Consider the following 7,738-nt stretch of genomic DNA (forward strand, 5'->3'; position numbering starts at 1 on the left):
CGGGTCAGATGTGACCCGGCGTGTCAGAACCAGTGTTTACGTCCACCGACCGCGCGGCCTGCCGCACCGAGGATGACGAGGATGACGCCGATCGCGATGAGCACGAGACCGATCGTCCAGAGGATGGGGATGTCCAAGAGGAATCCGAGGATCAAGAGAATTGCGCCAAGAATGATCATGTAGTCGTCCTTTCACCGTAATTTTTCAGGAACGACTGAGCGTACCCACGTCCCACAGAGTCCGCGACCGATCGCGCCCGGTCACGCCCGCGCCTCATCCCGTGCTGTCGAGCGCCTGCTGCCAGAAGTCGATCTCCAACCGGGTGGCCGTGCGGAACACCGCGGTGAGCTCGTCGAGGCGGCGGTCGGTGAGCCCGCCGTCGGACAGCACGTCGAGCTGCTCGATCGCGGCGCCGGCGGCGGCGGTGAACTCCGCCCCCGAGTACTCGGAGATCCATTCGCCGTAGGGATGCTCGCCGCCGTACTCGGCGAGCCGGGGCGCCAGGTGTGCGCCGATCTCGGCGTAGCCGATCGTGCACGGGGCCAGCGCCACATGCAGGTCGAGCAGGTCCCCCGCCATGCCGGAATCCAGCACGTACCGGGTGTAGGCGACGGTGGCCTGCTTCTCGGCGGCGGCCTCGAGTTCGGCGCGCGGGATCCCCCAGCGTTCGGTGAGCCGCAGGTGTAGCTCGGTCTCCGCGAGGATCGCCCCTGTCGCCCGGTGGGCGGCGGTGATGTCGGCGAGGGTGCGGCTCTTGTAGGCGGCCAGCGCGTTGGCGCGGGCGAACTGCACCAGGAAGTGGAAGTCCTGCACCAGGTAGTCCTGGAACACCGCGAGCGGCAGGGTGCCCTGCCCGAGCTCGGTGACGAACTCGTGTTCGGTATAGGCCTCCCACTCTGGACGGCAGCGGTATTTCAGGGTCTCGAACAGGGTCACTCGGCTCTCCCGTCGTGGGCGGACATCAGGCGGGCGACGATCGCGCCGTGAGGTCGAGCTCCCGGCCCGGTCCGCGTGTAGGTCTCGATCACCTCGAAGTCTGCCATCCGCAACTCCTCCGACAGGGCCTCAACCGGCCAGCGGTAGGCCCCGGCCACGGCGTGATCGAACCGTTCGACCTCCGCGCCGTGGAAGAACCCGAGCAGTAGTCCGCCACCGGGGCGCAAACACCGCGCCATCCGCACGAGCGTCGGTCGCACGGTGGCCGGCTCGTGGTGGATGAGCGAGTACCAGGCGAGAATCCCGGCGACCTCGCCGGGCGACCGGGGTAACGCGTCGAGGTCACCCACCTCGAATCGACACCCGGGATGAGCTCGGCGGGCGTGACTCACGAACTCCGGTACCTGGTCGACTCCGCGCACGTCGACGCCCCGGGCCGCCAGGTGGCCCGTCCAGTGCCCTGGGCCGCAGCCTGCATCGATCAGCGGCCCGTCGAGCTGATCCGCCCAGCGCGCGACCAGCTCGAGGTCCGAGGGGTGGACCGACGCGATGGAACCGAGGTGGTCGATGTACTCCTGTGCGCGGCTCGAGTACGCCGCTCCGACCTCCCCGGTCACGACGACCTCCCCCGTCGGCGACTCGGCTGTACACCCTCCCACCGGCGGAAACTGCGGGAGAAGGTCGCGGTCTCGGAGTAGCCCAGCTCGGCGGCCACCTCGGCCACCGGGACGTCGTGCACCAGCAGCTCGAGCGCCCGCTGATGCCGCACCTCGTCGACCAGCGTCCGATACGAGGTCCCTTCCGCTCCGAGGTGGCGTCGCAGGGTGCGGACATCGACGTGCAGTTCCGCCGCCACGTCCGCCATCGACGGCCAGGTTCCGCGCTCGTGCCGGAGCCGGCTGCGCACCTGGCCGGCCACGCCGACCCGCGCGAGCCTGTCGGCGAGGAGCTCGCGGCACTGCCGCTCGAACACTCGCGCCGTGTTCTCGTCGCCCTGCGGCAGCTCGGCCTCGAGGGCCTGTCGCGAGACGGTCAGCCGGTTGCGCGCGGCGTGCGGCGTGACCGTGTCCGGCGCCAGGCCCCACGCGTGCCCGACCAGCGCCGCGCTCTCCGGGCCGAGGGTCGTCTCGAGCGAGACCGGCCCCAGGTCGATCCGGGCACCGCGGAACGCCGCGGCCAACCCTGCCAGGTCCCGCTCCACGACGAAGGTGCGCACGTCGGCGGGGATCTGGTCGTCGGCGGCGACCAGGACCGCCCCGCCGTCCGGGCCGTCCACCTCGAGAGAGAACTGCACGTGGGTCGGGGACAAGGCGAGATAGGGGATCGCGCGATCGATCGCCGCCCGCACGGTGGGGCCCGCGAGCATCATGAAGCCGATGACGCCGGTCCGCCCGATGGTGGAGTGGGCACCGACGCCCGCCCCCAGCCCGGGCCGGTCTCCGAGGCGCGCGAGCAGGGTGCGGATCACCGTGAACTCCTGGTGCGCCCAGATCTGCGCGGTCTCGTCGTGGAGGTCGCCGGGATCGAGGCCCGTGCCGGCCAGGCACTCCGTCGTCGTCATCCCGTGGGCCAGCCCGCCCTCCACCATGATGCGGACGCCCTCGGTGCCCCGCGGCACCGCCCATACCGGCGAGGAGTCCATCGGCCGACCGTAGCAACACCGGGCGGCGGATGTCCGAAAATGCCAACTCTGCGCCCGTTTGCGACCTTCCCGCGCCCGCGTCGGGTGGCTAGCGTCACAGTCATGACTCTCGCCGCACGCGCAGGAACCGCCCAGTCAGCCGGCCCCACCGGCCTCGCCGACGAGATCCGGGCGCTGTACGCGCGGGCCAAGGCCGCCGTCGGCGAGGACGACCTGGCGCACATCCGCAACGTCACCGCCTACGGCCGGGCGATCGACGCCCGTCGCCGCGAGTTGCTGCGCGAGGGCGGGCCGCGGGCGATCCGGCGGGCCACGGCGCTGGAGATGATGTACCGGCTCATGCAGTTCTCCGAGCTCGGGCACAACATCGTCCACGGCAGCTACGACCACCTGCCCGGCAACGGCGACTATCACTCCGACCGTTACGAGTGGGACTTCAACGTGGACGTCGACCACTGGAAGACGATGCATCACGTGGGCCACCACCCCAACACGAACATCGTCGGCAAGGACCACGACCTCGGCTACAGCATCTTCCGCGGCAGCGCCGGACAGGACTGGTACGGCCACCACCTCGGTCAGGTGGCGCTCATCTCGGCGCTGGCGGCCGCGGCCCCGGCAGCGGCTCCGTTCTTCCTGGCCAACATCGCCCGCAAGGTTTCCGGCGACCCGTTCTTCAGCGCCTACACCCTGCGCTCGCCCGCCCGGATCGCCGGACGCGACCTCCGACGTCGCTTCGTCGACGAGCCGTTCCGCTCGGGGTGGAAGCCGCTGCCCACCCTGCTGGCCAACTACCTCGGCGGCGTCACCGGTTACATGGCGGTGCTGTTCCTGGTGTTCATCGAGCACCACGCCGGCGAGCTGGAGCTGTTCACCGACCCCGGCCCCGATGAGACCGCCGACCAGTACTACGAGCGGCAGATCCGGGCGACCCGCAACTTCCTGCCCAGCACGCAGATGGACGACGCCCTCGCGCGGGTCCTGGAGGAGGAGGTGCCGTTCGCCGATCGCCCCGACCTGCGGATCTTCTACGGCGGCCTCGACACCCACGTCGAGCACCACCTGTTTCCCGATCTGCCACCGTCGATGCAGCGCAGGATCGCCCCGGAGGTCCGGGCGATCGCCGCGAAGTACGGACTGCCGTACCACGAGACGCCGCTACTCGAGACGGTGCCGCTGATCGCCAAGACGCTCACCGGGCTGTCGGTCCCGTTCGGCGAGCGCGAGTTCGGCCGCCCCTCGACACTGTTGCGCGACCCCGCCTCACTCGTACGCCGCGTGCGCGCCGGGCTGTCCTACAGGCCCCTGCCCGAGTCGCCGTACCTGGACAAGCCGCGCTTCCACAACGTGCCGGTCAGGGTCCTGTCCGCGACGCCCGTCGCCGACGGCCAGGCCGTGTCGGTGCGGTTGGCCCGCCCGCGCGGCTGGGAGGACATCGGGTGGGATGCCGGGGCGTACGTGTCGCTCCGGGTCGCCGGCGGAGGCGATCACGGCGGCGATGGTCAGGGCGGCGAGGAGTCGGTCCGCCAGTACAGCCTGGTCCGCGACAGTTCGGACGCGGAGGCGGATGCCGGGGGCGCCATGGAGATCTGCGTCAAGCGCGTCGAGGGCGGGCGGGTGTCCACCCGGCTCAACGACTCGTTGCGCACTGGCGACCACGTGACACTGGTCGGCGTGCCGCAGTCCTCGGGCGACTTCCCGACGCCCTCGCCGGGTGCGAAATCCCTGCACATCGCCGGCGGGGTGGGGATCACCCCGATCATCAGTCTGTTGCGCCGCATCGCCCGCGACGCGCGCCGCGGCCAGCCCGACGGAGCCACCGGTACCCGCCCCGACGCGACGCTGCTGTACGTCAACCGCGACGACCGCTCGATCATCTTCGAGTCCGAACTCCGCGAGCTCGCCCGCGACTCCGGCATCACCCTGCACCTGTTCACCGATGCACCGTCCGCGCGCGAGGACCTCTCCACCTGCCGACTCGGCCCAGAGCTCCTGCAGCGCGTGGTCCCCGACGCCGCCGATCGCGAGACCTACGTGTGTGCCCCGGCCGCGCTCATCGACCTGACGCGCGGGTGGCTGCGTGACCTGGGCCAGCCGGCCGGGCGGTTCCACGCCGAATCGTTCACCGCGCCCGAACTGGACCGGCCCGACGACGACGGCAGTCGCTACACCGTCCGTTTCCGCCGCACCGGCACGGCGGTGGAGATCGACGGTGCCACCACCCTGCTCGAGGCGGCCGGCCGGCCGGGATCGCCGTCCCCACCGGCTGCCAGCGCGGGCTGTGCAAAGCGTGTGTGACGCCCAAGCTCAGCGGCACCATCCGCGCGGAGGCCGCCGATCGCGCGCCCGGTGCCGTCGCGCAGGAGCGGGTCACCGTCTGCACCGCGCTGGCCTGCTCGGACGTCGAGCTGGATCTCTAGTCGGCCGTCACCACTTCCCGCGCGTGTACTGCGGCGGGTACGGGGCCCGCCGCCAGTCCAGGCCGAGTTCGGCAGCCGCGCGCTGTGGCCAGGCGGGCTCGCGCAGTGCGGCGCGCCCGAGGAACACCACGTCAGCGCGCTCGTCGACCAGCAGCTGTTCGGCGTACTCCGGGTCACTGATGAGCCCCACGGCGCCCGCCAGGACTGCACCCGACGCGCGCACCTCCTCGGTCAGCGGCACCTGGTAGCCCTGCTCCAGTTCGACCGGCGGCCGGTCGGGGGTGTTGGCGGCCGAGGAGACGTCCACCAGGTCGACCCCGTGCTCGGCGAGCCGGCCCGCCAACCAGCGCGAATCCTCCGGGGTCCAGCCGCCGGGCACCCAATCCGTGGCCGAGATCCGGACGAACAGTGGCCTACCTTCCGGCCACACCTGCCGCACCGCGTCGCAGATCTCCAGCAGCAGCCGGGCCCGGTTTTCGCGCGAACCGCCGTAGGAGTCGTCCCGCTCGTTGGACAGCGGCGAGAGGAACTCGTGGATGAGGTACCCGTGGGCGGCGTGGATCTCCACGACGTCGAACCCGGCGTGGTCGGCGCGGCGGGCGGCGTCGGCGAACGCGGTCACCACCGCGCGGATCCCGTCGGCGTCCAGCGCCTCCGGTGTGGTCATGTCGCCGAAGCCGATCGCGGACGGCGCGACCGTCGTCCACGCACCCTCCTCGGGCGGAAGTGAGCCGACCGGGTATCCGGGCCACGCCCGGTACGCCGACGCCTTGCGTCCGGCGTGCGCCAGCTGGATGCCGATCGCCGCCCCCTGGGAGTGCACGAAGTCCACGATGGGCGCCCACGCGTCGCGCTGCGTGTCGTTCCACAGCCCGGCGTCCTCGGGACTGATCCGCCCCTCCGGCACCACCGCCGAGGCCTCCGCGAGGATCAGGCCGAACCCGCCCTGCGCCCGCGCGCCCAGGTGCACGAGATGCCACGGCGTGGGCACCCCGTCACGGTCCTCGCACGAGTACTGGCACATCGGCGAGAGCCACACCCGGTTCCGGATCTCGAGGTCGCGGATACGGATCGGTTCGAAGAGCATCGCCATGTCCGCGATTAAACCCGCACCCCGTGACGCGCCGCCTCGCCGCACCCCCGGAGCCCGCCGCACCCGGCCGACTACCGTGAACGGCATGACTGACGCGCCGACCGGACAGGGCTCATCACCCGAGCCGAAGCTCACCCACCTCGACGCCGAGGGCCGCGTGCGCATGGTCGACGTCGGCGACAAGGCGGTCACCACCCGCACCGCCACGGCCGAGGGGATCTTCCGCACCCGCCCCGACGTCGTGACCATGGTCGCAGGAGACTCGCTGGGCAAAGCCGACGTCCTGGCCACCGCCCGCCTGGCCGGGATCGGCGCGGCCAAGAAGACCTCCGAGCTCATCCCGCTGTGCCACCAGATCCCGCTGAACTCGGTCAAGGTGCACTTCGACCTCGACGACGAGGCCGGCGAGATTCACGTGAAGGCCACCGCCAAGACGACGGGCAGGACGGGTGTCGAGATGGAAGCCCTGACCGCCGTCTCCGTGGCCGGGCTGACGCTGCACGACATGGTCAAGGCCGTCGACCCGCTCGCCACCATGGACGGGGTCCGCCTCGCCGCCAAGACGGGCGGCAAACGCGGTGACTGGACGCGAGAATCCGAGGAGGCGACCGGGAACGACGACGACGAGGTGACGCGCGCGAACACCGGGCCCGCCGCGCTCGATTCCGGCCGAAGTGGTGTCGTCGTCGTCTCCTCCACCGCCGCCGCGCACGGCCACCGCGAGGACACCACCGGCCCCGCCATCGAGGGTTGGCTCCTCGAGCGCGGTTTCTCGCCGGTCGAGGTGCACGTGGTAGCCGACGCCGACATCGCCACGGCCGTCACCGAGCACGTCCGCCGCTCCCCCGCGGTCCTGTTCACCACCGGCGGCACGGGGGTCGCCCCGGACGACCGCACGCCGGAGGCCACCGCGCCGCACCTGGAGCTGGAGCTGCCGGGGGTCGCCGAGGCGATGCGGGCCCGCGGCCTGGCGGCCACGCCGACGGCGGCGATGAGCCGCGGGCTCGCGGGCTTCGCCGGACGTACCCTGGTGGCGAACCTGCCGGGTTCGACGGGCGGGGTCCGCGACGGGTTGGCGGTACTCGACGACCTGCTCGAGCATCTGCTCGACGTCCACGCCCACGGAGGAGGACACCGATGAGCGTCTCCAGTCCGCTGGTGGACATCACCGACCGGGAGATCAATCCGCGCGAGGTCGAGAAGGCCGTGTGGACCAGCGCCGACGGAGCGATGGTGACGTTCTCCGGCGTCGTGCGCGACCACGACGGGGGCCGCGAGGTCCACGACATCGAGTATTCGGCCCACCCAACGGCCCGCGACACTCTCGTCCGGCTCTGCGACGAGGTCGCGGCCGAGCACACCTCGCCAACCGATTCCGGGCGCACGGTCCGCGTCTCCGCCGTCCACCGCGTGGGTGTGCTGCCGGTGGGCGAGGTCGCGGTGGTGGTGGTCGCCGTGGCTCCGCATCGGGCCGAGGCGTTCGCGGCGTGTTCGGAGCTCATCGAGCGGCTCAAGCACGGGGTGCCCATCTGGAAGCGGCAGCGCTTCACCGACGGCGTCTCCGAATGGGTGGGCGTCGGCGACTGCTGAGTTGGTCAGGCCGGCCGTCTGCGGGGTCCGTACCTGTCCTGACCCGGCGGATTGATG

Annotated in this window: 9 protein-coding genes; 4 read left to right on the forward strand and 5 right to left on the reverse strand. The window is 71.5% G+C overall.

Features of this window, described 5'->3' with window-relative positions; all coding sequences use genetic code 11:
• Positions 1-23: 23 nt before the first annotated feature.
• From AYO52_RS18540 to AYO52_RS18200, 4 genes are all read right to left on the reverse strand, one after another.
• On the reverse strand, positions 24-179 hold the full coding sequence (locus AYO52_RS18540) for a DUF6131 family protein (protein ID WP_096906278.1): 156 nt from the start codon (positions 177-179) through the stop codon (positions 24-26).
• A 94-nt stretch (positions 180-273) separates the two neighbouring features.
• On the reverse strand, positions 274-936 hold the full coding sequence (locus AYO52_RS06980; RefSeq protein ID WP_067715033.1) for a TenA family protein: 663 nt from the start codon (positions 934-936) through the stop codon (positions 274-276).
• Positions 933-1,553: a class I SAM-dependent methyltransferase gene (locus AYO52_RS18195; RefSeq protein WP_067715036.1), complete on the reverse strand. Its 621-nt coding sequence runs from the start codon at positions 1,551-1,553 to the stop codon at positions 933-935. The genes AYO52_RS06980 and AYO52_RS18195 overlap by 4 nt, the downstream gene beginning before the upstream one ends.
• On the reverse strand, positions 1,550-2,578 hold the full coding sequence (locus AYO52_RS18200) for an AraC family transcriptional regulator (RefSeq protein WP_067715039.1): 1,029 nt from the start codon (positions 2,576-2,578) through the stop codon (positions 1,550-1,552). Before AYO52_RS18200 ends, AYO52_RS18195 begins: the two co-directional genes overlap by 4 nt.
• Before the next feature lie 102 nt (positions 2,579-2,680).
• Between AYO52_RS18200 and AYO52_RS06995 the strand changes: the two genes are divergently transcribed.
• Both AYO52_RS06995 and AYO52_RS19115 read left to right on the forward strand, forming a co-directional pair.
• Positions 2,681-4,876 carry a fatty acid desaturase gene (locus tag AYO52_RS06995; protein ID WP_253701951.1) on the forward strand — a complete coding sequence of 732 codons (2,196 nt, stop codon included), beginning with the start codon at positions 2,681-2,683 and terminating at the stop codon, positions 4,874-4,876.
• Positions 4,873-4,998 carry a hypothetical protein gene (locus AYO52_RS19115; RefSeq protein WP_256388218.1) on the forward strand — a complete coding sequence of 42 codons (126 nt, stop codon included), beginning with the start codon at positions 4,873-4,875 and terminating at the stop codon, positions 4,996-4,998. Before AYO52_RS06995 ends, AYO52_RS19115 begins: the two co-directional genes overlap by 4 nt.
• Before the next feature lie 7 nt (positions 4,999-5,005).
• Here the strand turns inward: AYO52_RS19115 and AYO52_RS07000 are convergent, their stop codons facing one another.
• On the reverse strand, positions 5,006-6,091 hold the full coding sequence (locus AYO52_RS07000) for an NADH:flavin oxidoreductase/NADH oxidase (RefSeq protein WP_067715042.1): 1,086 nt from the start codon (positions 6,089-6,091) through the stop codon (positions 5,006-5,008).
• Between the two features lie 85 nt (positions 6,092-6,176).
• On the opposite strand from AYO52_RS07000, the gene moaCB reads away from it, so the two are divergent.
• Together moaCB and AYO52_RS07010 are read left to right on the forward strand one after the other, a co-directional pair.
• A complete protein-coding gene (moaCB, locus tag AYO52_RS07005) occupies positions 6,177-7,232 on the forward strand; it encodes a bifunctional molybdenum cofactor biosynthesis protein MoaC/MoaB (protein ID WP_067715045.1) in 1,056 nt (351 codons plus the stop codon).
• Entirely contained in the window at positions 7,229-7,681 is a 453-nt protein-coding gene (locus AYO52_RS07010) for a molybdenum cofactor biosynthesis protein MoaE (protein ID WP_067715049.1), read from the forward strand. Before moaCB ends, AYO52_RS07010 begins: the two co-directional genes overlap by 4 nt.
• The last annotated feature ends 57 nt before the right edge of the window (positions 7,682-7,738 follow it).

Source organism: Dietzia sp. 111N12-1 (assembly GCF_001658045.1).
GTDB classification, from domain to species: Bacteria; Actinomycetota; Actinomycetes; order Mycobacteriales; family Mycobacteriaceae; genus Dietzia; species Dietzia kunjamensis.

Coding starts and splice junctions, on each gene's coding strand:
- AYO52_RS18540 (WP_096906278.1), bottom strand. CDS start 179: ATGATCATTCTTGGCGCAATTCTCTTGATCCTCGGATTCCTCTTGGAC.
- AYO52_RS18200 (WP_067715039.1), bottom strand. CDS start 2,578: ATGGACTCCTCGCCGGTATGGGCGGTGCCGCGGGGCACCGAGGGCGTC.
- AYO52_RS06995 (WP_253701951.1), top strand. CDS start 2,681: ATGACTCTCGCCGCACGCGCAGGAACCGCCCAGTCAGCCGGCCCCACC.
- AYO52_RS07000 (WP_067715042.1), bottom strand. CDS start 6,091: ATGGCGATGCTCTTCGAACCGATCCGTATCCGCGACCTCGAGATCCGG.
- moaCB (WP_067715045.1), top strand. CDS start 6,177: ATGACTGACGCGCCGACCGGACAGGGCTCATCACCCGAGCCGAAGCTC.
- AYO52_RS07010 (WP_067715049.1), top strand. CDS start 7,229: ATGAGCGTCTCCAGTCCGCTGGTGGACATCACCGACCGGGAGATCAAT.